The organism is Pseudomonas sp. A125 (assembly GCF_055409485.1).
Genome location: NZ_JBUZVP010000017.1, coordinates 1 through 24527 on the forward strand (window position 1 = coordinate 1; position 24527 = coordinate 24527).

Consider the following 24527-nt stretch of genomic DNA (forward strand, 5'->3'; position numbering starts at 1 on the left):
GTAGCCGCTGCTCGCAAGCTGGTCACCATGCTTAACGCAAGAATGCGCGAAGCCTTGAAGGCTGCCGCGCATTTGGCTTGAGAACACAGTTGCTACGTACTCATGGCAATACGTAAATGAGGGGCAGGAAAATGAGCGGTTTGAGCGATGTGCGGTTGGCGCTACACAGTCAGGAGCTGGAAGCTGGGCAGGAGCGGCGCATGGGGGCGCGTATGACGGCCCCTGTACTGGGTTCATGGGCGATGTTCTGGCGCCGCATGCACACGCGCAAGACCTTGCTGGGACTGACCCCGGAGCAGCTGCGTGACGTGGGCCTGAGTGCCGAACAGGCGCGCCGGGAGGGCGTAAAACCCTTCTGGCGCGGTTGATTCAGGCCAGTTCTTTCAACCGATGCCAGAGCATTCCCAGCGCCAACAGCGGCGAGCGCAAATGCTTGCCGCCGGGGAAGGTGATGTGTGGCACTTTGGCAAACAGGTCGAACCGCCCGCTTTGCTGGCCGCTGATGGCTTCGCCCAGCAGTTTGCCCGCCAAGTGGGTGGCATTGAGGCCGTGGCCGGCATAGGCCTGGGCGAAATACACGTTGGGTTGGTCGGCCAGCCGGCCGATTTGCGGCAGGCGGTTGGCGCCGATGCCGATCATGCCGCCCCACTGGTAATCGATTTTCACGTTGGCCAATTGCGGGAACACCTGCAGCATCTTCGGACGCATGTAGGCGCCGATGTCCTGTGGGTCGCGTCCGGAATAATGGCAGGCGCCGCCGAACAGCAAGCGTCGGTCAGCGGACAGCCGGAAGTAGTCCACTGTCACCCGTTGGTCACACACCGCCATGTTTTGTGGGAGCAATTCGCCCGCCTGGGCTTCGCTCAATGGCTCGGTGGCGATGATGTAGCTGCCGGCGGGCAGCACCTTGCCGCTCAGGTGCGGGTTGAGACCGTTTAAATAGGCGTTGCAGCCCAGCACCAAGGTCTTGGCGCGTACGTTGCCAAAGGCTGTGTGAACGTTGACCTCTGGGCCGTAGTCGATGCGCACCGCCTCGGAATGCTCGAACAACTGCACACCCAGTTGCTGCGCGGCAGCCGCTTCGCCGAGGGCCAGGTTCAGCGGGTGCAGGTGGCCGGAGCCCATGTCGATCATGCCGCCCACATAGCGGTTGGAACCGATCACGCTGGGCATTTCGCCCGCTTGCAGCAGGCGCACTTCGTGGCGGTAACCGAGGCTTCGCAGCTCTTCGGCATCGGCGGCCAGGTGTTCCAGGTCGCGGGGTTTGTTGGCCAGGTCGCAGTAGCCCCAGGTCAGGTCGCAGGCGATCTGCGAACGTTCGACCCGCTGGCGCACGATTTCCACGGCTTCCAGTCCCATCAGTTTCATCTGGCGCACACCCTCGGTGCCGATGACGTTGGTGAACTGATCCAGGCCATGACCGACGCCACGAATCAGTTGCCCGCCATTGCGCCCGCTGGCGCCCCAGGCAATTTTGCGGGCCTCCAGCAGGACCACGCTGAAACCACGCTCGGCCAGTTCCAGGGCGGTATTCAGCCCTGAAAAGCCGCCGCCGACCACGCACACATCGGCCACGATTTCACCTTTCAGCACCGGATAATCAGGCTGCGGGAAACTGCTGGCGGCGTAGTAGGAATTGGCGTGCCGGGCGCTGGCGGTCATGGGGAGCATCCCTGTTTGGAAAATTTGACGCAGGATACAGCGGTCGGACGAAGCTGTCTCACCGCGGGCTTTTAGGGCAGAATCCACGCCTATTTGCCGTTCGGTCCGTGTGTCAATGAGTTGCAACAGTCAGAAAGTCAACGCGCTGCGCCGGCAGATTCCCTCGTTCGAGTGCGTCCCGGGTTGCCACGACTGCTGCGGGCCGGTGACCACGTCCACCGAGGAAATGTCGCGCCTGCCGCGCAAGACTGCCGCCGAGCAGGAAGCGGCGATGGACGAACTCAACTGCGTGCACCTGGGGCCCAACGGCTGCACCGTGTACGACGAGCGTCCACTGATTTGCCGCCTGTTCGGCACCACGCCGACCTTGCCTTGCCCCAACGACCGCCGCCCGGTGGAGTTGATCCACCCGAGGGTGGAAAAGCAGATTCACGCGTACATGGCGAGCACGCGGCAAGTGCTGGTCTAGGGGCCCTGGTCCAACCGTGTGGGGCCGGCTTGCTCGCTCCCACATTGAGTCGTGGTGCTGGCTCAATCGGGGATCGGCAGGCTCAAGCTCTCCTTTACCTCTTCCATCACGATATAGCTCTTGGACTCCCGTACGTGGGGCAGCTTGAGCAGGATATCGCCGAGTAATTTGCGGTACGACGCCATTTCCGAGATCCGCGCCTTCACCAGGTAATCGAAATCCCCTGACACCAGATGGCACTCCAGCACGTGGGGCAGCTTCAATACGGCGCGTCGGAATTCTTCAAAGGTGTCGCCAGACTTGTAGTCCAGGCTGATCTCGACAAACACCAGCAAACTGCCCTTCAAATGCTGCGGATTGAGCCGGGCGTTATAGCCCATGATGATCCCTTCGCGCTCCAGGCGCCGGACGCGCTCAGTGCACGGCGTGGTCGACAGGCCGACCTTTTCCCCCAGCTCAGTAAACGAAATTCGCCCGTCGGCCTGCAGGATACGCAGGATGTTGCGGTCGATCTTGTCCAGTTCCCGCTTGGTCTGAGTGTTGGTCCGCATAGGGGATGCTCCTCCGTGAAAAGGGTTTTTGCCGAGAATTGTCGCCAAATATAGGCAGTTATATAGTGAAATGCACTGGTGATTGCTTTTTATACTGCCCACATCTTTGTGCTGAACAACAAACGTCAGCGGTCTGGCCGTGATGAGGGAATAAAAATGCGCGTTCTGGTCTTGGGTAGCGGTGTCATTGGCGTGGCCAGTGCCTACTATTTGGCACGAGCTGGTTTTGAAGTGGTCGTGGTCGACCGTCAGCCGGCCGTGGCCATGGAGACCAGTTTTGCCAACGCCGGGCAAATCTCGCCGGGCTACGCCTCGCCATGGGCTGCACCAGGTGTGCCGCTCAAGGCCATCAAATGGCTGCTGGAGCGCCATGCGCCGCTGGCGATCAAGGCCACCGCCGATATCGACCAATACCTGTGGATGGCGCAGATGCTGCGCAATTGCACCGCCAGCCGTTATGCGGTGAACAAGGAGCGCATGGTGCGCCTGTCCGAGTACAGCCGCGATTGCATGGACGAACTGCGCGCCGAGACTGGCATTGCCTACGAAGGCCGTACCCTGGGGACTACGCAACTGTTCCGCACCCAGGCCCAGCTTGATAGTGCCGCCAAGGACATCGCGGTATTGAAAGAATCCGGTGTGCCTTACGAACTGCTGGACCGCGCCGGCATTGCCCGCGTCGAGCCGGCCCTGGCCAGCGTCACCGACATTCTCGCCGGTGCCCTGCGCCTGCCGAACGACCAGACCGGCGACTGCCAGATGTTTACCACCCGCCTTGCCGAGATGTGCAAGCAACTGGGTGTCGAATTCCGCTTCGAGCAAGATATCCAGCGCCTGGACTACGCGGGTGACCGGATCAACGGCGTGTGGGTCGACGGCAAGCTGGAAACTGCCGACCGCTACGTGCTGGCCCTCGGCAGCTACTCGCCGAAACTGCTCAAGCCACTGGGAATCAAGGCGCCGGTGTACCCGCTCAAGGGTTACTCGATGACCGTGCCGATCACCAACCCGGCGATGGCCCCGACCTCGACCATTCTCGATGAGACCTACAAGGTCGCGATCACCCGTTTCGACAACCGCATTCGCGTCGGTGGCATGGCTGAAATAGCCGGTTTTGACCTGTCGCTGAACCCGCGTCGGCGGGAAACCCTGGAGATGATCGTCAACGACCTTTATCCTCAGGGCGGTGACTTGAGCCAGGCCAGTTTCTGGACCGGCCTGCGCCCGACCACCCCGGACGGCACGCCGATCGTGGGTGCGACCCCGTTCAAAAACCTGTTCCTGAACACCGGCCACGGCACCCTCGGCTGGACCATGGCCTGTGGCTCTGGTCGTTTGCTGGCGGACTTGATCGCGAAGAAAACCCCGCAGATCAGCGCTGCAGGCCTCGATATTTCCCGTTACGGCAACCACCAGGAGTCCGCAAAACATGTCAATCCAGCGCCAGCTCACCAATGAGCGCATGAGCCAGATCGTTGTTCACAGCGGTACCGTGTATCTGGCAGGGCAAGTCGGCGACGACATGAGTGCCGGGATCGAGCAGCAGACCCGCGAAACCCTCGTCAATATCGAGCGTTTGCTGGACCTGGCCGGCACCGACAAGAGCAAGTTGCTGTCGGTGACCATCTACCTGAAAGACATCGACGCCGATTTCGCCGGGATGAACGCGGTATGGGACAAGTGGCTGCCAAAAGGCGTCGCGCCGGCCCGTGCCACGGTTGAAGCGAAGCTCTGCGAACCGCAAATCCTGGTCGAGCTGTCGGTTGTGGCTGCTCTGCCTTAAGCAAAACTCCTCTCCCGGTGCCCGCGTTGTCAGCAGGTGCCGGTTTTTTCTTCTCACCGCCGCCTAGAAGCCTGCCGCCATGCGTCCTGCCCGTGCCCTGATCGACCTCCAAGCCCTGCGCCATAACTACCAACTGGCCCGTGAAGTCACGGGTGGGGCCAAGGCCCTCGCCGTGATCAAGGCGGACGCCTACGGCCACGGTGCCGTGCGCGTGGCCCAGGCGCTGGAAGCCGAGGCGGACGGGTTTGCCGTGGCGTGCATCGAGGAAGCGCTGGAGCTGCGGGCCGCCGGGATTCGCGGGCCGGTGTTGTTGCTCGAAGGCTTTTTTGAAGCCGACGAGCTGCCGCTGATCATCGAGCATGATTTGTGGTGCGTGGTGCATTCGCTGTGGCAGCTGGACGCGATTGAACAGGCGCAACTCAGCAAGCCGCTGACCGTGTGGCTCAAGCTCGATTCGGGCATGCACCGTGTTGGCTTGCACCCCAAGGACTACCACGACGCCTACCAGCGCCTGCTGGCCAGCGGCAAAGTCGCGAAGATCGTGCTGATGAGCCACTTCGCCCGCGCCGATGAGCTGGACAGCACCAGCAGCGAAGAGCAAGTAGCGGTGTTTGAAGCGGCGCGCCAGGGCTTGTCGGCCCAGGTCAGCCTGCGCAATTCGCCGTCGGTGCTGGGCTGGCCGAGCGTTGCCAGCGACTGGGTACGCCCTGGCATCATGCTCTACGGCGCCACGCCGTTTGGCGAAGACCAGGCCATCGCCGCGCGTTTGCAGCCGGTGATGACCCTTGAATCGAAAGTCATCTGCGTACGTGAACTGCCGGCCGGCGAACCTGTGGGCTACGGCGCCAGGTTCATCACCCCCAAACCAATGCGCATCGGGGTAGTTGCCATGGGCTACGCCGACGGCTACCCGCGCCACGCGCCGACCGGCACCCCGGTGCTCGTGGCCGGCCAGCGCAGCCAGTTGCTGGGCCGTGTGTCGATGGACATGCTGTGTATCGACCTGACCGATGTGCCCCAGGCTGGGCTCGGTTCCACCGTCGAGTTGTGGGGCAAAAACATCCTCGCCAGTGACGTTGCCACCGCCGCCGACACTATTCCCTACCAGATCTTCTGCAACCTGCGCCGAGTGCCACGGCTCTATTCCGGCGCTTGAGCGGCACCCACGAATGGCAGATCCCGGGATTTAGGCCAAAGTGTTGTAAATACTGAACGCTGTCGCCATGATAACGCTCAATTACAACAACGCCTGAATCCTAGGAGGCTCCTGCATTGGACGTCGGCGAACGACTGCAATCCATCCGTAAACTGAAAGGTCTTTCCCAGCGTGAGCTTGCCAAGCGCGCGGGCGTCACCAACAGCACCATTTCGATGATCGAAAAAAATAGTGTCAGCCCCTCCATCAGCTCCTTGCGCAAGGTGCTGGGCGGCATTCCCATGTCGATGGTGGAGTTCTTTTCCGAGGAGATCCTCCAGGAAAAACCGACCCAGATCGTCTATAAAGCCAATGAGCTGATCGACATCTCAGACGGCGCCGTCACCATGAAACTGGTGGGCCGCGCGCACCCGAGCCGGGCGATTGCGTTCCTCAACGAGATCTACCCGCCAGGTGCTGATACCGGCGAAGAGATGCTCACCCATGAGGGCGAGGAAACCGGGATCCTGGTGGAAGGTCGCCTGGAGCTGGTAGTGGGCCTTGAAACTTTTGTGCTCGAAGCCGGCGATAGCTACTACTTTGAAAGCACCAAGCCGCACCGTTTTCGCAATCCGTTCGAAGTGCCGGCGCGACTAATCAGCGCAGCCACACCCGCGAACTTTTAAGAAAAGAGGCGTCCTGCCTATGTCGCAGAGACACCCGTAGCTGCATTCCGCCCTGCTGAATCTCCCTTTGGTTAATAGGGTTGTTTCGGCGGGACGGGCTAACCGTTATACTTTCGCCGCCTGCGAAACCGTGGCCGCAGGCGTGAATAGCCACCATTGAGGGTGAACGCGTGAACCTAATTATGAAAATGCTGGCTGCACCAGCAACCGTACTGGCCCTATGGGCTGTCAGCGCTCAAGCTGCGACCAATGATGAAATTGCCAAACGCCTGGAGCCGGTCGGCCAAGTCTGCGTCCAGGGCCAAGAGTGCAAGGGGATGGAAGTGGCAGTGGCTGCGGGCGGCGGCGGTGGCGCGAAATCGCCGGATGATGTGATCGCCAAACACTGCAACGCTTGCCACGGTACCGGCCTGTTGGGCGCGCCGAAAATTGGCGACACCGCCGCCTGGAAAGACCGCGCAGACCACCAGGGTGGCCTCGACGGCCTGCTGGCCAAGGCCATTACCGGCCTGAACGCCATGCCGCCAAAAGGCACCTGTGCCGACTGCTCGGATGCCGAGCTGAAAGGCGCGATCGAGAAGATGTCGGGTCTGAAATAAACCGATCTTCGCCAAAAAAGCCGCTGACCAGCGGCTTTTTTGTGCCTGCGATTTGCCTTTTGAGGCTGTTCTTTGCAGCAAAGACCCGGCAAGCTCGGTCCAACCCCAATTCATGGAATGTTCGGGAGAAGTCGGATGGTGCAGTTGTGTTCAATCGAGCAAGCGGTCGACGACGTACTGGCACGGTTGCCGGCGCATATTCACATGGGCTTGCCCCTGGGCCTGGGTAAACCCAACCTGTTCGTCAATGCGCTGTACCGGCGCATCGCCAAGTTGCCGGACCGGGCGCTCACGATCTACACCGCCTTGGCGCTGGGCCGTCCCACCTTGGGCGATGGTTTGCAGAAGCGCTTTCTCGAACCCTTTATCGAACGGGTTTTTGGTGACTATCCCGAGCTGGATTTCCTCGCTGCGCTGCGCAAGGACAACCTGCCCGCCAACATCCGTGTGCAGCAGTTCTTCATGCAGCCCGGCAGTTTGCTCCACAGCCTTTCGGCGCAGCAGGATTACGTCAGCAGCAACTACAGCCACGCCGCCCGGGACATCAACGCCGCTGGCCTGAACCTGGTGGCACAACTGGTCGCCAGCAGCGCCGAACACCCGGACCGCCTGAGCCTGAGCTGCAACCCCGACATTACCCTCGACCTGTTGCCGATGATCGCCAAGCGCCGCGAGGCCGGTGAGACCATTCTGGTGGTGGGCCAGGTGCACAGTGATTTGCCCTACATGCCCGGCGACGCCGAACTGGGCATGGACGAATTCGACTTCCTGATCGACGAGAAGGACAGCACCACGCTGTTCTCCACCCCGAACATGCCGGTGGGTTTCCAGGACCACTTTATCGGTCTGCACGCCAGCACCCTGGTACGCGACGGCGGCACCTTGCAGATCGGCATCGGCTCCATGGGCGATGCGCTGACCGCGGCCTTGCTGGCGCGCCAGGCGGATAACGAGGCGTATCGCCTGTTGCTCACCGACCTGGATGTGTACCAATGGGCGCCGCTGATCAGCCATGAAGGCGGCGTCGCGCCGTTCGCCCGTGGCCTGTACGGTTGCAGCGAAATGTTCGTCAACGGCCTGCTGGTGCTGGCTGATGCCGGGATTTTACGGCGCAAGGTGTACCCGGACGTGGCGACTCAGGAGCGGGCCAACGCCGGCACCCTGGACGAAGCGGCGCAGACCGACGGGATTTCTGTGCATGGCGGCTTTTTTCTCGGGCCGCGCAGTTTCTACGAGCGCTTGCGGGACTTGCCACAGAGCAAGCGCCTGGAATTCAACATGACCCGCATCAGCTACATCAACGAGCTGTACGGGCAGGAAGAACTCAAGCGTTTGCAGCGCCTGGATGCGCGGTTTATCAACAGCGCGTTTACCGTGACCCTGATGGGCGCGGGCGTCGCCGACCAGTTGGAAGACGGTCGCGTGCTCAGTGGCGTTGGCGGGCAATACAACTTCGTCGCCCAAGGCCATGCGCTGGAAGGCGCGCGCTCGATCCTGATCCTGCGCAGCTGGCGTGAATCGGGTGGTGACGTCAGTTCCAATATTGTCTGGGAGTACGGGCACTGCACCATTCCTCGGCACCTGCGGGACATCGTCATCACCGAATACGGCATTGCGGATTTGCGCGGGCAGACCGATGCCAAGGTGATCGAGGCGTTGCTGAATATCACCGACTCACGGTTCCAGGAGGACCTGATCGAACAGGCGCAAAAGGCCGGGAAATTACCGAAGGACTTCCAGCTGGATCCGCGGTTTGCCGACAACACGCCGCAGCGGTTGCAGGCGATTCAGGCGCGGCACCCACGGTTGTTCCCGGAGTATCCGTTGGGGTGTGATTTCACCGAGCAAGAGCGGGATTTGTTGCGGGCGTTGAACTGGCTCAAGAGCAAATTCAAGCTGACGGAGATTCTGGAGCTGGGCAAGGCGGCGCTGGATGCACCGCAGCCGGAGGCGTTTCCCGAGCATTTGGTGCGGATGCGGCTGGATAAGCCGGAGGGGTTGAAGGAGGACTTGTATCAGCGCCTGCTGCTCGCCGGCCTACAGGCCACTGCACACTAACAAACACCACAAATCAAATGTGGGAGCTGGCTTTTGTGGGAGCTGGCTTGCCTGCGATAGCATCAACTCGGTATGAATGAAGTACCGAGGTGCCTGCATCGCAGGCAAGCCAGCTCCCACATTTTGAATTGTGTTCACTCGGGATTTGCAGCGCTGCAAATTACTCGATGAAGGTCACCACACCACCCGCCAGCGACTGAACCCGCGCCAGCGACTCAACCCGATAACCCTGCGCATCCAGCTCCGCACGGCCACCCTGGAATGACTTCTCGATCACAATCCCCAGGCCTGCGACGGTTGCGCCGGCCTGCTTGATGATCGAAATAAGCGCCTGGGACGCCTTACCATTGGCCAAAAAGTCATCGATGATCAGCACGCGGTCGCTGCTGGTCAGGTGGCGCGGGGAAATTGCCACGGTGCTTTCGGTTTTCTTGGTGAAGGAATACACCGTCGCCGACAGCAGGTTTTCGGTCAGGGTCAGGGACTGCTGCTTACGCGCGAAGATCACCGGCACGCCCAGGTTCAGGCCGGTCATGATCGCCGGCGCAATGCCCGAGGCTTCAATGGTGACGATCTTGGTAATGCCCGAATCCTTGAACAACGCAGCGAATTCGTCACCGATCAGTTTCATCAGCGCCGGGTCGATCTGGTGGTTCAGAAAGGCGTCGACCTTGAGTACCTGATCGGAAAGCACGATGCCTTCTTCGCGAATTTTCTTGTGCAGTGCTTCCACGAAAGCTTCCTCTGTTGGCGCAACACGCGCCGAAAGTAGATTAAAAAGTAGTCGATTCTAGCGCTTTAACATCGCGCGTATATCCGCCAGGGCGGTGTTGCCGCGAACGGCTTTGACTTCGGTCGGTGTGTCGTCGTTGCCTTCCCACGCCAGGTCGTCCGGCGGCAGTTCGTCGAGGAACCGGCTCGGGGCACAATCGATGATCTCGCCGTACTGCTTGCGCTTGGCGGCAAAGGTAAAGGCCAACGTCTGACGCGCGCGGGTAATGCCCACGTAGGCCAGACGCCGTTCTTCCTCGATGGTGTCGGCTTCGATGCTGGAGCGGTGTGGCAGGATTTCTTCTTCCATGCCCATGATGAACACGTAGGGAAATTCCAGCCCCTTGGAGGCATGCAAGGTCATCATCTGCACGCCTTCGGCGCCGTCTTCTTCTTCCTGCTGGCGTTCAAGCATGTCGCGCAAAACCAGCTTGCCGATGGCGTCTTCGACGGTCATCTCGCCTTCTTCGTCCTTCTCCAGGGTGTTTTTCAACGCCTCGATCAGGAACCACACGTTGCCCATGCGGTAATCGGCAGCCTTGTCGCTGGAGCTGTTGGTGCGCAGCCAGTTCTCGTAGTCGATGTCCATGACCATGCTGCGCAAGGCGCTGATCGGGTCTTCGCCGGAACACTGCTCGCGCACCTTGTCCATGAAGCGTTTGAAGCGCGCCAGGCGATCGGTGAAGCGGGTATCGAGGTGCTCGCCCAGGCCGATTTCATCGGTGGCGGCGTACATCGAGATCTTGCGTTCGGTGGCGTAGTTACCGAGCTTTTCCAAGGTAGTCGAACCGATTTCCCGGCGTGGGACGTTGATCACCCGCAGGAAGGCGTTGTCGTCATCCGGGTTCACGATCAACCGGAAGTAGGCCATCAGGTCTTTCACTTCCTGGCGTCCGAAAAAGCTGTTGCCGCCCGACAGGCGATACGGAATCTGGTGGTGCTGCAGCTTCAGCTCGATCAGCTTGGCCTGGTAGTTGCCGCGGTACAAAATCGCAAAGTCGCTGTAGGGCCGGTCGGTGCGCAGGTGCAGGGTCAGCAGTTCGACGGCCACGCGTTCGGCTTCGGCGTCTTCGTTGCGGCAGCGGATCACGCGGATCTCGTCGCCGTGGCCCATCTCGCTCCACAGCTGTTTTTCAAACTCGTGGGGGTTGTTGGAGATCAGCACGTTGGCGCAACGCAGGATGCGGCTGGTGGAGCGGTAGTTCTGCTCCAGCATCACCACTTTAAGGGACGGGTAATCGTCCTTGAGCAGCATCAGGTTTTCCGGGCGGGCACCGCGCCAGGCGTAGATCGACTGGTCGTCATCGCCCACGACGGTGAACTGGTTGCGCGTGCCGATCAACAGCTTCACCAGCAGGTATTGGCTGGCGTTGGTGTCCTGGTATTCGTCCACCAGCAGGTAGCGGACTTTGTTCTGCCACTTTTCGAGGATGTCGGCGTGTTCCTGGAACAGCTTTACCGGCAGCAGGATCAGGTCGTCGAAGTCCACCGCGTTGAACGCCTTGAGCGTGCGCTGGTAGTGGGTGTAGACGATGGCGGCAGTCTGTTCCTTGGGGTTGCGCGCGGCTTCCAGGGCTTCGGCGGGCAGGATCAGGTCGTTTTTCCACGAGCCGATCATGTTCTTGATCTCGTCGACGCCGTCGTCGCCCGCGTATTCCTTTTGCATGATGTCGGTCATCAAGGCCTTGACGTCTGTCTCGTCAAAGATCGAGAAGCCCGGCTTGTAGCCCAGGCGCACATGCTCCTTGCGGATGATGTTCAGCCCCAGGTTGTGGAAGGTACACACGGTGAGGCCACGGCCTTCGCCACCCTTGAGCAGGGTGCCGACACGCTCTTTCATTTCCCGCGCCGCCTTGTTGGTAAAGGTCATGGCGACGATGTACTGGGCGCGGATGCCACAGCTCTGGATCAGGTGCGCGATCTTGCGGGTGATCACGCTGGTCTTGCCGGAACCGGCACCGGCGAGCACCAATAGAGGGCCGCCGACGTAGTTCACGGCTTCTTGCTGCCGGGGATTGAGTCGGGACATACGAAATTTTGGAAGTCATTGATCAAAAGGGCGGGCATTTTAACAGGCTGGCAAGATTCTGCTGCCTCTGAACGACAGTGTGACGTACCGCTCGATCTAAATTTGCCGGTTTTGTTACTTTGCCGCAGGATGTACAGGGTATTTAGGACTATTGTTCGCTCTAGAGCCGCACAGTGCGTATTTGATAACCCATATCATTGGTCATTATCTGGCCGCACGTCATAATGCCCGCCGCCAACGAAATTTTGCAGAGTCTAGGGAGCTAGCTTGTCTACGCCTGTCGAACCCTTGCGTTTGCTGCTACTGGCCGATACGCCGGCGTGGGCAGCGTTATTGCGCGAGTGCCTGGCGCCGATGGGCGACGGTGCTGTGCTGATCAGCGCACCAAACTGGGAGTCTGTGAGCAATCTGTTCGATGACAATCACAGTGCGGTGTTGTTGACCACAGCCAACCTTCAGCCCGGCCCCGGTCGTTGCAGCTTGCCCACCGTATTGCTGTTGGAAGAGGAACCGTTGGTTTCTCCCCTGGGCGTCAGCGACTGGCTGATCCTGAATGTATTGGATGCGGATACATTGCGCCGCTGTCTGCGGCATGTGCGTGAGCGCGGTGTGTTGGAAAACACCCTGCAACGCCTGGCCGAGCAAGACCCGCTGACCGGCATCGCCAACCGTCAGGGTTTCCAGACCCTGTTGACCGCCCGCCTGGCGGAAAACGAAGGCCGTGGCGTGGCCCTCGGTCACCTCGACCTGGACAACTTCCGCCATGCCAATGATGCCCTCGGCCACCAGGCTGGCGACCGGCTGATCCTGCAAGTGGTGTCGCGGCTCAAGAGCCAATTGGAAGCCGGCGATCAACTGGCACGCCTGGGCAGCGATGAATTCGCCCTGCTGATCGATACCCGCCGTGCGCCCCAGCGCGCCGAATGGATGGCCGAGCGCATCGTCGAGGCGATGGCCGAACCGTATTGGGTGGATGGCGAAAGCCTGCTGATCGGTTGCAGCCTCGGCGTGGCCCATGCCCGCGCCAAGGCTGGCGCCGACCCGCTGATGTGGCACGCCCACATCGCCATGCAGCAAGCCAAGAGCACCCAGGGCTGCACCTTTCATATCTTCAACGAACGCATCAACCGCAATGCCCGCAGCCTCGCCGACCTTGAAAGCGAACTGCGCCGGGCCTTGCGCCGTGACGAACTGGAACTGCATTACCAGCCCCGGCTGGACCTGGACGATGGGCATATCGTCGGCCTCGAAGCGCTGGTGCGTTGGCGCCACGGTGAGCGCGGCCTATTGCCTCCGAGTGAATTCGTGCCACTGGCCGAGCAGAGCGGCTTGATCGTGCCGCTGGGCTACTGGGTGATCTCCCGGGCCCTGCGCGACATGCAGGACCTGCGCGCGCGCGGGATTGCGCCGTTGCACATGGCGGTCAACCTGTCGTTCCGCCAGTTCCAGGACAGCCAATTACTCAGCACCCTCAGCCGGCTGATTGCCGAGCGCGGCGTGGAAGCCCAGTGGCTGGAGTTTGAACTGACGGAAACCGCCGTGATGCGCCGCAGCGACCTGGTCAAGCAGACCATGGACGCCCTTGGCCGGCTGGGCGTGCGCTTTTCCCTGGATGACTTCGGCACCGGCTTCTCGTCGTTCGTGCACCTGAACAGCCTGCCGATTGCCTTGCTGAAGATCGACAAGAGCTTTGTTGGTGGCATGGAAGAGCGTGAAGAAAACCGCAAGTTGGTCCACGCCATGATCAACCTGGCGCACAACCTGAACCTGGAGGTAGTGGCTGAGGGCGTGGAAACCGCAGAGCAACTGGCGTTGTTGCGGCTGTTCGGCTGTGATCAGGCCCAGGGCTACCTGATCAGCAAGCCGTTGCCGTTGGCCGAACTGGTGGAATACCTGACGTTTGGTGACAGCCAGGAGTTGGTGGGCGGCGTGATCTGACTGTGTAAACCCGATCAAACTGTGGGAGCCCGCTTTTGTGGGAGCTGGCTTGCCTGCGATAGTATCACCGCGGTGTGTCTGACCTACCGAGGTGCCTGCATCGCGGGCAAGCCCGGCTCCCACATAAGCCAACTCCTACACTGACCGAGTACAGTCGTTACTCAGGCTGTGCGGCTTGAAACCCACGTTGGGTTTCAGGCTCCTGGCGAATCATCCGCTTCATCTTGCGTTCAAACGCCCAGGTCAGGCTCACTGCCGCGCATGCCAGGCCCAGGGCCAGGCCCCACCACACGCCGGTTGGCCCGCCGCTGAGGTTAAACGCCATCAGCCACGCGGCCGGTGCGCCGATCAGCCAGTAGCAACCCAACCCGACCAAAAATGTGGTCTTGGCATCCTTGAGCCCGCGAATGCAGCCCATGGCGATGGTCTGCACGCCGTCGAACAGCTCAAACCACGCAGCCACCGCCAGCAGGCTGACCGCCAGGTTGATCACATCGCGAAACGCCGGGTCATGCTGGTCGAGGAACAAGCTGATCAGTTGATGCGAGAACAACCACAGCACCGCGGCAAAGCCCAGCATCACCAGCCCGCCAAAGCCGATGCCAACCCGCCCGGCCAGGCGCGCTTGCAACAGGTTGCCGGCACCGAAATGCTGGCCGATGCGCATGGTGATCGCGTAGGACATGCCCGCCGGCACCATGAACGCCACCGACACAATCTGCAGGGCAATCTGGTGCGCAGCCAATTGCGTGCTGCCCATGGTGCCCATGCACAACGCCGCGAACGCAAACAGCCCGACCTCCACCGCGTAGGTGCCGCCAATCGGCAGGCCCAGGCGCCACAGTTCCCGCAGGTAATGCAGGTTGGGCCGCAGCAGGCCTTTACGCAGCGGGTACGCGTCGTAGGCGCGGTTGTATTTGATGTACCACATCAACGCCAGGGCCATGCAGTTGGCGACAATGGCTGTGACCAGGCCAATGCCCACCAGCCCGAGTTTCGGCAGCCCGAACATGCCTTCGATCAAGGCGTGGTTGAGCAGGTAGTTGATCACCGTGCCGCACAGGCTGATGACCATTACCGGCGTAGCCTTGCCGATTGCACTGGTGAAGCCGCGCAAAGCCATGAACGTCAGGTAGCCGGGCAGGGCGAACGGCAGGATGGTCAGGAACTGCCCGGCGGACGCGACGTTGGTTTCGGTCTGGCCGAACATCAGCAACACCGGCTTGAGGTTCCACAACAGCAGGCCGGCCACCAGCGCCATCAACCAGGCCAGCCACAGCCCGGCCTGGGTCAGCCGGGTAGCGCCTTCGATGTCGCCCGCACCCTGGCGGATAGCTACCAATGTGCCCACGGCCGCGATCACGCCGATGCAGAAAATCGACACGAACGAATAGCTCGCTGCACCCAGGCCGCCGCCGGCCAGGGCCTCGGGGCTCAGGCGGGCCATCATCAGGGTGTCGGTCAGCACCATCAGCATGTGGGCCAACTGTGAGGCAATCAGCGGCCCTGACAGCCGCAGAATGGCCCAGAGTTCGGTACGTGCCGGATGCTGCATGATCATCACGCTCAAAAATTCAGGGAAGGGTGGAAGGGTTGATTCTCGGCGCTCGCAGCGCATTGCACAAAGGGATAAATCCGATGGCTCGCATGATTAAAACTCATGCTTGAGTGATTCTGGTAGGGTTCCAGGATTGCGCCGTCGGAGCTTTCAGCATGTCTCGTCGTCTTCCTCCTCTTTACGCCTTGCGCGCGTTTGAAGCTGCCTCTCGCTACAACTCGTTCACCCGGGCGGCGGAAGAGTTGTCGATCACGCAAAGTGCGGTGAGCCGGCACATTCGTACCCTGGAGGAGCATTTTGCCTGCCGCCTGTTCCAGCGCAGCGGCCGCATCTTGCAGCTCACCGAGGCGGCGCGCCTGTTGTTGCCGGGCGTGCGTGAAGGGTTTGCGGCGCTGGAGCGCGCTTGCCATACGCTGAATACGGAGGACGACATCCTGCGGATGAAGGCGCCGTCCACCCTGACCATGCGCTGGCTGCTGGCGCGGCTCAGTCGCTTCCGGCATTTGCAGCCGGGCAATGAAGTGCAACTGACCAGCGCCTGGATGAGCGTCGACGAGGTGGACTTCAACCAGGAGCCGTTCGATTGTGCGGTGTTGTTGAGCAATGGCCATTTTCCGCCGGACTGGGAAGCCAGCTACCTGTTCCCGGAGCTGCTGATTCCGGTGGGCGCACCCAACTTGTTGAGTGACGGCCCCTGGGACGTTGCACGGCTGGCAACTGCCGAATTGCTGCACCCGACGCCCGACCGGCGCGACTGGCGCTATTGGCTGGAGCGCATGGAACTGTCATCCCAGGTGTCGCTCAAGGGCGGCCAGGTGTTCGACACATTGGAGTTGGGCATGATCGCCGCCGCCCGGGGCTACGGCGTGTCCATGGGCGACTTGTTGATGGTGGCCGAAGACGTGGCCCAGGGCCGCCTTAGCCTGCCGTGGCCAACCGCTGTGGCCAGTGGGGAAAATTACTATTTGGTGTGGCCGAAAACCCGGCCCGGTGGTGAACGTCTGCGAAGGCTGGCGGACTTCCTCCAGGGTGAGGTGCAGGCGATGGAATTGCCTCGGGTGCAGCGCCTGGATTGAGCTGAGGGTGCGCTGGGGGGGCAATCGTTTGCGTGATACCCCTGTGAATCGCTCAAGTATTGAGCCTGCCCGCCGAAGTAGGGTTGTTGGAACTACCGTTCTACAACGTTTCCCCTATTAGAATTATGCCGAGCAGCGCTATGAGATCAGGATGATCCTGGCCTCGGCCAGGAGCCTTCATGTCTCAACCTCGCGCCCGGATCGCCTCCCAATTGGGCCTTGCCCTCGCCGTGATACTGGCTGTCGTCATCAGCGGCAGCACGGTGTTCGCCCTGCGTTCACTGGACTCCGCCAACCTCGACACCCGCGAGGAGCACCTGGCCAGCGAGGCCCGGTTGCTGGCAGACCAACTCAACACCTTCCACAGCACCCTGCGCGAAAGTACCCAGCGTTTGAGCGGGCTGTTTGAAAAGCGCTTCAGCGCCGGCTTGAGTGTGCGCCCAGAGCAACCGGTGACGGTGGCGGGTGTGCGGACGCCAGGGCTGTACCTGGGCGAGGAAGTGCTGAACAACAACTTCGCTGAAGTGGATGAGTTCAAGCAGATGTCCGGCGGCGTGGCGACCTTGTTCGTGCGCAGCGGCGAAGACTTTATTCGCGTCAGCACGTCCCTGACCAAACAAGACGGCAGCCGCGCCATCGGCACGGCGCTGGATCATCAGCATCCGGCGTATCAACGTCTGCTCGGCGGGCAGGGTTACGTCGGCCGTGCGGTGTTGTTCGATCGCTCCTACATGACCCAATACAGCCCGGTGCGTGATGCCAGCGGCAAAGTGATTGCGGTGCTGTTTGTCGGTTTCGATTACACCGACGCGCAGAACGCCCAGTTCGACAACCTCAAGCGCTTCCGCATCGGCCAGACTGGTTCCCTGGCGCTGCTGGATGAACAGAAACATTGGCTGGTGCCGCCGGCTGGTGTGCAGGCGCTGGATCAATCGATTCCGGTGATGCTCGACCTGGCCGCCAAACCCGGCAATGGCCGTTTCTGGAGCGACAAAAACGAAGACTTCTACAGCGTTGCGGTGCCCTTTGAAGGCGGCCCGTGGTCGGTGGTGGCGAGCATGCCAAAAGCCGAAATTCGCGCGGTGACCTGGTCGGTGGGTATTCGCCTGGTGATCGGCAGCTTGCTTGCGATGCTGCTGGCGGTGGGCGCGGCGGTCTGGTTGCTGCGCAGCAAGTTGCAGCCTTTGGGCGATCTGGTGCGTCAGGCCGAAGCCCTGGGCGCCGGTGATTTGAGTGCGCGCCTGAACGTTTCCAGCCATGACGAAATCGGCCAGTTGGCCCGCAGTTTCAACCAGATGGGCGAAGCGCTGTCGACCATGGTGTCGCACATTCGCAAGGCGGCTGAAGACGTCAACAGCCGCGCCCAGGCGCTGTCGGGTTTGTCTGGCGGCGCGTATGAGGGCATGGAGCAGCAGTCTGGCGAGATCACCAGCATGGCCGGCGCGGTGGAAGAGTTCAGCGCCACCTCGCTGAACATTGCCGACAACATGGGCAACACCGAGCGCCTGGCGCAGGACAATGCCCAGCAAACCAAGATCGGCCGCACCTCGATGCAAGAAGCGTCGTCGTCCCTGGAGCACATCGCCACTGCGCTGAACAGCACGGCCACGGTGATCAACACCCTGGGCCAGCGCTCCCAGGAAATCGGCGGGATCGTCGGGGTGATCACCGCGATTGCCGAACAGACCAACCTGCTGGCGCTCAACGCCGCCATCGAGGCGGCGCGGGCCGGTGAGCAGGGGCGTGGGTTCGCGGTGGTCGCCGATGAGGTGCGCAACCTTGCCTCGCGTACCCGTCAGGCTACCGATGAGATTTCCGTGATGATCCAGAGTATCCAGCAGGAAACCGGCAACGCCATCAGCACCATGGAGCAAGGCAACGTGCTGATGCAGGAAGGCCTGGCGCGCAATGCTGATGTGGCATCGGCGCTGGCGCGGATTGATGAGCAAAGCCGCTCGGCGGGCCAGCAGTTCGCCGCGATTACCACCGCCACCCAGGAACAGAGCAGCACCGCGACCTTGTTGAGCAGCAACCTGCAGAGCATTGCCCTGGCCAACAGCGAACAGCGTGAAGTGGTGTCGAACCTGGCGATTACCGCCAAGGAACTGGAAACCCTGGCGGCAGGCTTGCGGCATGAGGTTGACCGGTTTCGTTGATTGACTGTTCGGGCCTCATCGCGGGCAAGCCCGCTCCCACAGTTGACCACGTTGTTCTGGAGTACACGGTCGACTGTGGGAGCCGGGCTTGCCCGCGATGACGGCCGACCCGACGCCTCAAACTTCGGATCGGTCGCCCAGCCCCGGGTCCACACGCTTGCCAATGTCCTTGAGGCGCGCCAGTTGGTCGACCATCCCTGGCGCCTCATCCAGGCTGCTGACAAAGGTCCACAGGTAAGTCATCACCGCATACACGTGGCCGGCCTTGACCGCCGGCGACAGCGCCAACTGGCTGATCGCAACCACAAACAGCAGTGCCGCCAGCGTGCCGATAAACAGGAACGCTGCGGCCTCGCGGTCCGATAGCCAGATGCGCAGGCGTGACAGCACCTGGTAGTGCCGCTGCAAGGTCTGCGCACCGACCTTTTCCACCAGGCCGATTTCCTTTTCCAGGCGGTCATTCAGGCGCTCATGCAACTCCTGATTGCGCCGGGCAAAGCGTGGCAGCAGGGTGGTGCACAGCACCAGCGCACTCAGGCACGCGAGGCCGATCCACGGCTCGATCACCAACAACATCACCGCCGCACCAACGATGGACACCAGCGCCGTCGCGATGGTTGGCACGTGTTTTTCGAAGAAGTCCACAAAGTCCCGCGCCAGCACCACCCGCGCCGCGGCCCGTGATGTGCTGTGGTTTTGCAGGCGCTGGTTGAGAATCACCGGCACTGCGAGGTCGGCGTAGATACGGGTGAAGGTGCGCGTATCCAGCGCCCGTCGCGCCGCCCCGACTACCCAGAACGCCAGCACCACGGCGGCGTAGAACAGCGCACTGCCGGCGTCGCCACGGATAATTGAGTCCACCGCGAACCCGGCAAACAGCGGGTAGGCCAGCAGCAGTGCGTTCTCCAGCGCCACCAGCGACAAGGTGCAGAACAGCTTGCCGGGATACGCCTTGGCAATCGCCTTGAGGGTTTGGCTGGCGGATTGTTGCCCGATCTTTTTGCTTTGTTCGATCAGGATTTGCGGTGTTACGGATGACATGGGGTGCACCAAGGGTGAGATAAGCGCTAGTATTGAGCGACTGCTCAAGTATCCTTGAGCGACCGCTCAAAAAGCAAGCGCCGCCGATCTGCCGGTGCCTGAAGGAAAGGCCTCATGTTGCGTATCGACCGTAAAGACCAGATCATCGCCGCCGCCCTGGAGCTGTTTCGCAGCAAGGGGTTTGCCGATGTTTCCACCCGTGACCTGGCGGAGCACGCCGGGCTGTCTCGCAGCCATGTCTATCACTACTTCAGCGATTGGAAAGAACTGCGCCGCGAAGCGTTCGTGCGGTTTGCCAATGAGCAACTGGACGAAGTGCGCGCACCACTGGTGGATCTACCGCCGCTGCAAGCACTCGAAGGTTTTTTGCGTGACTGCTTGCCCTCCACGGCAGACGCCGGTTGGGCGCTGTGGCTGGATGCCTGGGACGAAGCCATGCACGACGAGCCATTGGCCCAGGCTTACCTGGTGATCAACGCCCAGTGGCAAGCCATGCTCGCCGAGATCATCGAGCAAGGTGTAGCGGCCAAGGTGTTTCGCTGTGAGTCGCCCAAGCGCGCTGCGCGACAATTGTTCGCCGTAGCCATGGGCTATGCCGATGACCTGTTGCTCAAACCCTCCATTGAGTCGGCTGAAGCGGTGATGGATGAGGTGATGGAAGTGGCGGGGTTGCTCCTGGCGTTGCCTAGGAAGAGCTAGCGGGCCGGTACTGCAAGGCTTCCGCCAGATGATGGCGGGCAATGGCTTCCACCTGTTCCAGGTCGGCCAGGGTGCGCGCGACCTTGAGCAAGCGATGGGCTGCCCGCAGCGACAGCGTCAGCCGTTCGCACGCGCTCTCCAGCCAGCCTTCGTCGGTTTTTTCCAGCTTGCAGTGCTGGCGTAGCCCCGGCAGGTCGAGAAACGCATTGGCGCAGCCCTGGCGCCGTTGTTGCCGCTCCCGAGCCTCGGCGACGAGCATGGCCGCGCTGGCGGTGTCATCGCCGGACTGTTTGGCCGGGTTCAGCGCGGTGCTTTCCCGGGCGACGGTCACGTGCAGGTCGATCCGGTCCAGCAGCGGCCCCGAGAGTTTGTTGCGATAACGCTGGATCTGCTCCGGTGTGCAGCGACAACGCCCGCTCGGCTCACCCACGTAGCCGCAGGGGCAGGGGTTCATTGCCGCCACCAACTGAAAGCGCGCCGGGAAACTCACCCGGTCGCGGGCGCGGGAAATCACGATATGCCCGGATTCCAGCGGCTCACGCAGCACCTCCAGGACCTTGCGATCGAACTCCGGCAACTCGTCGAGAAATAACACGCCGTGATGGGCGAGGGTAATTTCCCCCGGCTGCGGTTTCGAGCCGCCGCCCACCAGCGCCGGGCCTGATGCTGAATGGTGCGGCTGGCGAAACGGGCGGTGCGGCCAATGGCTCAGTGGCGCCAGGCTGACCACCGACTGAATCGCCGCCACCTCCAGCGCTTCCTGTTCACTCAAGGGTGGCAACAACCCCGGCAGACGGCTGGCGAGCAAGGTCTTGCCGGTGCCTGGCGGCCCACTGAGCAGCAGGTTGTGAGCGCCCGCCGCGGCGATCAATAACGCACGCTTCGCCGCCAGTTGGCCTTGCACTTCACTGAGGTCGGGGTAGGGCTTGTTCAGGTACATCAGGCCACTGGAAACGAAGGGTTCGATTGGTACATGACCGTTCAGGTGCGCCACCACTTGCAGCAGATGATCCACCGCAATCACCTTCAACCCCGAGGCCAGGCACGCCTCTTCGGCATTCGCCCGAGGCACGATCAAGGTGCGCCCGGCCTTGCGCGCCGCCAGCGCAGCGGGCAACACCCCTTTTACTGCGCGCACCTCGCCGGACAACGCCAACTCGCCCAGGCATTCCACATTATCGAGGGTCAGCGCTGGCACCTGCACACTGGCGGCAAGAATCCCCAGGGCAATCGCCAAGTCAAAACGCCCGCCGTCCTTGGGCAGGTCGGCGGGCGCGAGGTTGAGGGTGATGCGGCGGGACGGGTATTGCAGCGCAGAGTTGAGAATGGCGCTGCGCACGCGGTCTTTGCTTTCCTTGACGGCGGTTTCCGGCAGGCCCACCAGCGTCAGCGACGGCAAGCCGTTGGCCATGTGCACCTCGACGGTGACGGCGGGCGCTTCGACGCCTATCTGGGCGCGACTGTGGACGATGGCGAGGGACATGCTCGATCCTTGAAATGAGTGGCCGCTTCCTGCGGTTTTTCAAGGGTAGTTGAGCGTTGGCCGAGCGCGGCAGCGAGGTTTTACAGAACGTATCGTGCTACTGGTCACATGGCGCCACGCACAAAAACTCCTTCGCCAACGTCAACCACGCCTGCGCCGCAAACGACAGCTTGCACTGCCTGCGCCACGCCAGCATCAGCCGCCAGTTCAGGGCCGGCGATTGTATTTGCGCAATGCTGAATTGGCTGGCGTCCAGGGTGTCGCAGAACGTCCGGGGCAGCAGGGTGATGCCCACACCCAGCCGCACCAGGGAGGCGATAAAGTCCCACTGGCTGCTGCGGCCGCTGATGCGCGGCACAAAACCGGCTTGGGCGCACGCATCGAGTACAAATTGGTTAAGGGTGAAGGTGTCATCGTAAAAGATGAATTCGCAGGCTTGCAGCTCGCTCAGTTCTACTGAGCTACGTCCTTGCCAGGGCGAGTCATGGGGCGCGAGCAGGCACAGCGGCGATTCAAACAAAGGCATGGATTCGAATTCGGACCAGATGTCCGCCACCCGCGGCGAGTCCAGGATGGTGCCGAACTCCAGCGTGCCCTGGCGCAGGTCCTGGATGGTGGTGTTGCCGCCGATTTCGAAAAGCTTCAGTTCGATCTTCGGGTAGCGGGCGTGATACGCCGCGAAGATGGGTGCCAATGCCAGGTGGGTGGAGGGCGAAAGCCCCATGCGCAAAGCGCCGCGCTCTACCTGCTGGAGGTCTTGCAGCTCCACGGTCATTTCATCGTGCAGCGCGATCATTTCCTTGGCGCGCTTGAGCACAATCTGCCCGGCGTCCGTCAGGATGAAGCGTTTTCCCATGCGGTCGAGCAGCTTCAGGCCAAGGCTTGACTCCAGCTGCTGCACCATTTTGCTTACCGTCGGCTGGGTGAGGTGCAGTCTCACGGCGGCTTTGGTGAAGCTCTGCTGGTCCACGACTTCCACGAAATAACGCAGTGCCCTGATGTCCATGTTGCATTCCAATTTCGCATGGTTTTCATAAGATTAATTCATTATATCTTTAAAAATTGGCTGGATAAGATTTGTTACATCTGTTCCCAGCCAGCGTTCCCCGTGAGGCCAACAGGGCTTTGCCAGACGCTTCCATGGCCAGATTTCTCGCAGTGTATGAATCAAAGGCAACGCTATTTCTGGAGAGCAATTGTGCTTAACAAAACGCGTCATTCTTTTTCCGGTTCTGATGAGATGTCTCAGGGGGCGCGCTTCGTAAGGGAGTTGCTGGCGCAGGCGCAGATTGAGGTCAACGGGTCGTCGGCGGCGGATATGCAGCTGCACCACAGTGACACGTTCGACCTGGCACTGGCCAAAGGCAACCTTGGCCTTGGCGAGAACTACATGGATGACGGCTGGGACGTCGAGGCGCTGGATGAGTTTTTCTACCGGCTCATGCGTTCCGGGGTGATTGACCAGGCCAACCCGGCCACCTTGTTGTTTCATGCATTCAGCTCCCGATGGCTGAACCTGCAAAACAAAAAGCGCGCCTGGCAAGTCGGCGAGGCGCATTACGACCTCGGCAACGACTTCTACGCGAGCATGCTCGACTCGCGTATGACTTACACCTGTGGCTACTGGAAGGACGCCACCACCCTGGAACAGGCGCAGTTCGCCAAACTGGACCTGATCTGCAGAAAACTGGGCCTCAAGCCGGGCTTGCGCGTGCTGGATATCGGCTGTGGCTGGGGGAGTTTCATGAGCCATGCCGCCGAGCATTACGGTGTGGAGTGTGTCGGCGTGACGATCTCCAAAGAGCAGGCAGAGTGGGGCCGCGCCAAGTACGCCCATCTGCCGATCGAGTTTCGTCTGCAGGACTATCGGGATATCGACGAGCAATTCGACCACATTGCCAGCGTCGGCATGTTTGAGCATGTGGGCCGCAAGAACCATCGGACGTATATGGAGGTGGCCAACCGCTGCCTGAAAGACGATGGGCTGTTCCTGTTGCACACCATCGGCAAGAACCAGCGCAACAGCACGCCCGACCCATGGATCGACAAATACATCTTCCCCAACGGGGATTTGCCCTCGATCGGGCAGATTGGCGACGCTGTGGACGGTTTATTTGTTGTCGAGGATCTGCACAACTTTGGCGCTGATTACGACAAGACGCTGATGGCCTGGTGCGAGAACTTCGAACGGGCTTGGCCGGATTTTGCAGAAACCTTCGGCCGGCGCTTCTACCGGATGTGGCGCTATTACCTGCTGTCGTGTGCCGGTGCGTTTCGCGCGCGGGATATCCAGTTGTGGCAGTGGGTATTGTCGAAGAAGGGGGTTGTCGGCGGGTATCAGCGGGTAAGTTGATGGTTACAACGGCTTAATGGGGCAGGCGAAACCTGCCCCGGTTGGCCGGTTTATTCGGCGGCCGGCGTCAATCGCGCTTCCAGCTCCGCCACCTTGGCCTCAAGGCTCTCCAACCGCGCCCGAGTGCGCGCCAACACCACCATCTGGCTATCAAACTCTTCCCGGCTGACCAGGTCCAGCTTGCTGAAACCGCTTTGCAGCAATGCCTTGAACTGGCTTTCAATTTCGTTGCGCGGCAGCGGCGTGTCGCTGCTGAACAGGCGGGAGGCGTGGCCGCTCAGGGCGTCGAGGAGGTCTTTGGGCGCGAGCATGGGAAATAGTCCGGAAAATCTGTTGGCCGCCAGTGTATCACGCAGCGTCTATAGTCTTTTCCAGCGGCTGCGGCGCACGCTTTTCGCGCATCGGGCCGGGCGGTCACGCACCGTTTTCGTGCGTATCTTCGCCGCCGTGGCGCCCGGCAGGTGTGTGCAAGCGAACAAA

At 61.3% G+C, this 24527-nt stretch carries 22 protein-coding genes; 13 read left to right on the forward strand and 9 right to left on the reverse strand.

The window, feature by feature from the left end:
* Window positions 1-131: 131 nt before the first annotated feature.
* Window positions 132-368: a DUF1127 domain-containing protein gene (locus tag ACZRN6_RS21990; RefSeq protein ID WP_464008835.1), complete on the forward strand. Its 237-nt coding sequence runs from the start codon at window positions 132-134 to the stop codon at window positions 366-368.
* 1 nt (window position 369) lies between these two features.
* Here ACZRN6_RS21990 and ACZRN6_RS21995 read toward each other — a convergent pair whose 3' ends face one another.
* Window positions 370-1662 carry an NAD(P)/FAD-dependent oxidoreductase gene (locus tag ACZRN6_RS21995; protein WP_322148391.1) on the reverse strand — a complete coding sequence of 431 codons (1293 nt, stop codon included), beginning with the start codon at window positions 1660-1662 and terminating at the stop codon, window positions 370-372.
* A gap of 115 nt (window positions 1663-1777) precedes the next feature.
* Between ACZRN6_RS21995 and ACZRN6_RS22000 the strand changes: the two genes are divergently transcribed.
* Window positions 1778-2131, forward strand: a complete 354-nt coding sequence (locus ACZRN6_RS22000; RefSeq protein WP_008439419.1) for a YkgJ family cysteine cluster protein — start codon at window positions 1778-1780, stop codon at window positions 2129-2131.
* A 62-nt stretch (window positions 2132-2193) separates the two neighbouring features.
* Here the strand turns inward: ACZRN6_RS22000 and ACZRN6_RS22005 are convergent, their stop codons facing one another.
* Window positions 2194-2682, reverse strand: coding sequence for an Lrp/AsnC ligand binding domain-containing protein (locus ACZRN6_RS22005; protein ID WP_003177284.1), 489 nt, complete (start codon window positions 2680-2682; stop codon window positions 2194-2196).
* Between the two features lie 156 nt (window positions 2683-2838).
* Here ACZRN6_RS22005 and dadA point away from each other — a divergent pair, with 156 nt between their 5' ends.
* From dadA to ACZRN6_RS22035, 6 genes are all read left to right on the forward strand, one after another.
* Window positions 2839-4140: a D-amino acid dehydrogenase gene (dadA, locus tag ACZRN6_RS22010; protein ID WP_464008836.1), complete on the forward strand. Its 1302-nt coding sequence runs from the start codon at window positions 2839-2841 to the stop codon at window positions 4138-4140.
* The gene (locus tag ACZRN6_RS22015) at window positions 4112-4465 is read left to right on the forward strand and encodes a RidA family protein (RefSeq protein ID WP_088422082.1); all 354 of its coding nucleotides are present in this window, start codon (window positions 4112-4114) and stop codon (window positions 4463-4465) included. The genes dadA and ACZRN6_RS22015 overlap by 29 nt, the downstream gene beginning before the upstream one ends.
* A gap of 79 nt (window positions 4466-4544) precedes the next feature.
* On the forward strand, window positions 4545-5621 hold the full coding sequence (gene alr / locus ACZRN6_RS22020; protein ID WP_322148388.1) for an alanine racemase: 1077 nt from the start codon (window positions 4545-4547) through the stop codon (window positions 5619-5621).
* Between the two features lie 116 nt (window positions 5622-5737).
* The gene (locus ACZRN6_RS22025) at window positions 5738-6286 is read left to right on the forward strand and encodes a cupin domain-containing protein (RefSeq protein ID WP_003208755.1); all 549 of its coding nucleotides are present in this window, start codon (window positions 5738-5740) and stop codon (window positions 6284-6286) included.
* A gap of 182 nt (window positions 6287-6468) precedes the next feature.
* On the forward strand, window positions 6469-6885 hold the full coding sequence (locus ACZRN6_RS22030; protein WP_003208757.1) for a c-type cytochrome: 417 nt from the start codon (window positions 6469-6471) through the stop codon (window positions 6883-6885).
* A gap of 135 nt (window positions 6886-7020) precedes the next feature.
* Window positions 7021-8943 carry an acetyl-CoA hydrolase/transferase C-terminal domain-containing protein gene (locus tag ACZRN6_RS22035; RefSeq protein WP_322148387.1) on the forward strand — a complete coding sequence of 641 codons (1923 nt, stop codon included), beginning with the start codon at window positions 7021-7023 and terminating at the stop codon, window positions 8941-8943.
* Window positions 8944-9103: 160 nt separating this feature from the next.
* Here the strand turns inward: ACZRN6_RS22035 and ACZRN6_RS22040 are convergent, their stop codons facing one another.
* Together ACZRN6_RS22040 and rep are read right to left on the reverse strand one after the other, a co-directional pair.
* Complete coding sequence (locus tag ACZRN6_RS22040) at window positions 9104-9676, reverse strand: xanthine phosphoribosyltransferase (protein ID WP_008439415.1); 573 nt, start codon at window positions 9674-9676, stop codon at window positions 9104-9106.
* Between the two features lie 57 nt (window positions 9677-9733).
* Window positions 9734-11743, reverse strand: coding sequence for a DNA helicase Rep (gene rep / locus ACZRN6_RS22045; RefSeq protein ID WP_177086562.1), 2010 nt, complete (start codon window positions 11741-11743; stop codon window positions 9734-9736).
* Window positions 11744-12010: 267 nt separating this feature from the next.
* Between rep and ACZRN6_RS22050 the strand changes: the two genes are divergently transcribed.
* The gene (locus ACZRN6_RS22050) at window positions 12011-13681 is read left to right on the forward strand and encodes a putative bifunctional diguanylate cyclase/phosphodiesterase (protein WP_322148386.1); all 1671 of its coding nucleotides are present in this window, start codon (window positions 12011-12013) and stop codon (window positions 13679-13681) included.
* A gap of 157 nt (window positions 13682-13838) precedes the next feature.
* On the opposite strand, the gene ACZRN6_RS22055 is transcribed toward ACZRN6_RS22050, so the two are convergent.
* On the reverse strand, window positions 13839-15242 hold the full coding sequence (locus ACZRN6_RS22055) for a NorM family multidrug efflux MATE transporter (RefSeq protein ID WP_322148385.1): 1404 nt from the start codon (window positions 15240-15242) through the stop codon (window positions 13839-13841).
* A gap of 152 nt (window positions 15243-15394) precedes the next feature.
* Here ACZRN6_RS22055 and ACZRN6_RS22060 point away from each other — a divergent pair, with 152 nt between their 5' ends.
* Entirely contained in the window at window positions 15395-16315 is a 921-nt protein-coding gene (locus tag ACZRN6_RS22060) for a LysR substrate-binding domain-containing protein (RefSeq protein WP_464008837.1), read from the forward strand.
* Between the two features lie 179 nt (window positions 16316-16494).
* Window positions 16495-18471: a methyl-accepting chemotaxis protein gene (locus tag ACZRN6_RS22065; RefSeq protein ID WP_464008838.1), complete on the forward strand. Its 1977-nt coding sequence runs from the start codon at window positions 16495-16497 to the stop codon at window positions 18469-18471.
* Between the two features lie 117 nt (window positions 18472-18588).
* Here ACZRN6_RS22065 and ACZRN6_RS22070 read toward each other — a convergent pair whose 3' ends face one another.
* Complete coding sequence (locus ACZRN6_RS22070; protein WP_464008839.1) at window positions 18589-19512, reverse strand: ABC transporter six-transmembrane domain-containing protein; 924 nt, start codon at window positions 19510-19512, stop codon at window positions 18589-18591.
* Between the two features lie 114 nt (window positions 19513-19626).
* On the opposite strand from ACZRN6_RS22070, the gene ACZRN6_RS22075 reads away from it, so the two are divergent.
* Entirely contained in the window at window positions 19627-20211 is a 585-nt protein-coding gene (locus ACZRN6_RS22075; RefSeq protein ID WP_464008840.1) for a TetR/AcrR family transcriptional regulator, read from the forward strand.
* Here the strand turns inward: ACZRN6_RS22075 and ACZRN6_RS22080 are convergent.
* Window positions 20198-21694 (reverse strand): YifB family Mg chelatase-like AAA ATPase, encoded by a 1497-nt coding sequence (locus ACZRN6_RS22080; RefSeq protein WP_464008841.1) that lies wholly within the window; start codon window positions 21692-21694, stop codon window positions 20198-20200. The two genes, ACZRN6_RS22075 and ACZRN6_RS22080, sit on opposite strands and share 14 nt — an antisense overlap.
* Window positions 21695-21791: 97 nt before the next feature.
* Window positions 21792-22700 (reverse strand): LysR family transcriptional regulator, encoded by a 909-nt coding sequence (locus ACZRN6_RS22085; RefSeq protein ID WP_322148379.1) that lies wholly within the window; start codon window positions 22698-22700, stop codon window positions 21792-21794.
* A gap of 234 nt (window positions 22701-22934) precedes the next feature.
* On the opposite strand from ACZRN6_RS22085, the gene cfa reads away from it, so the two are divergent.
* On the forward strand, window positions 22935-24047 hold the full coding sequence (gene cfa, locus ACZRN6_RS22090) for a cyclopropane fatty acyl phospholipid synthase (RefSeq protein ID WP_464008842.1): 1113 nt from the start codon (window positions 22935-22937) through the stop codon (window positions 24045-24047).
* A gap of 50 nt (window positions 24048-24097) precedes the next feature.
* On the opposite strand, the gene ACZRN6_RS22095 is transcribed toward cfa, so the two are convergent.
* A complete protein-coding gene (locus ACZRN6_RS22095; RefSeq protein ID WP_003208783.1) occupies window positions 24098-24358 on the reverse strand; it encodes an accessory factor UbiK family protein in 261 nt (86 codons plus the stop codon).
* Window positions 24359-24527 lie beyond the last annotated feature (169 nt).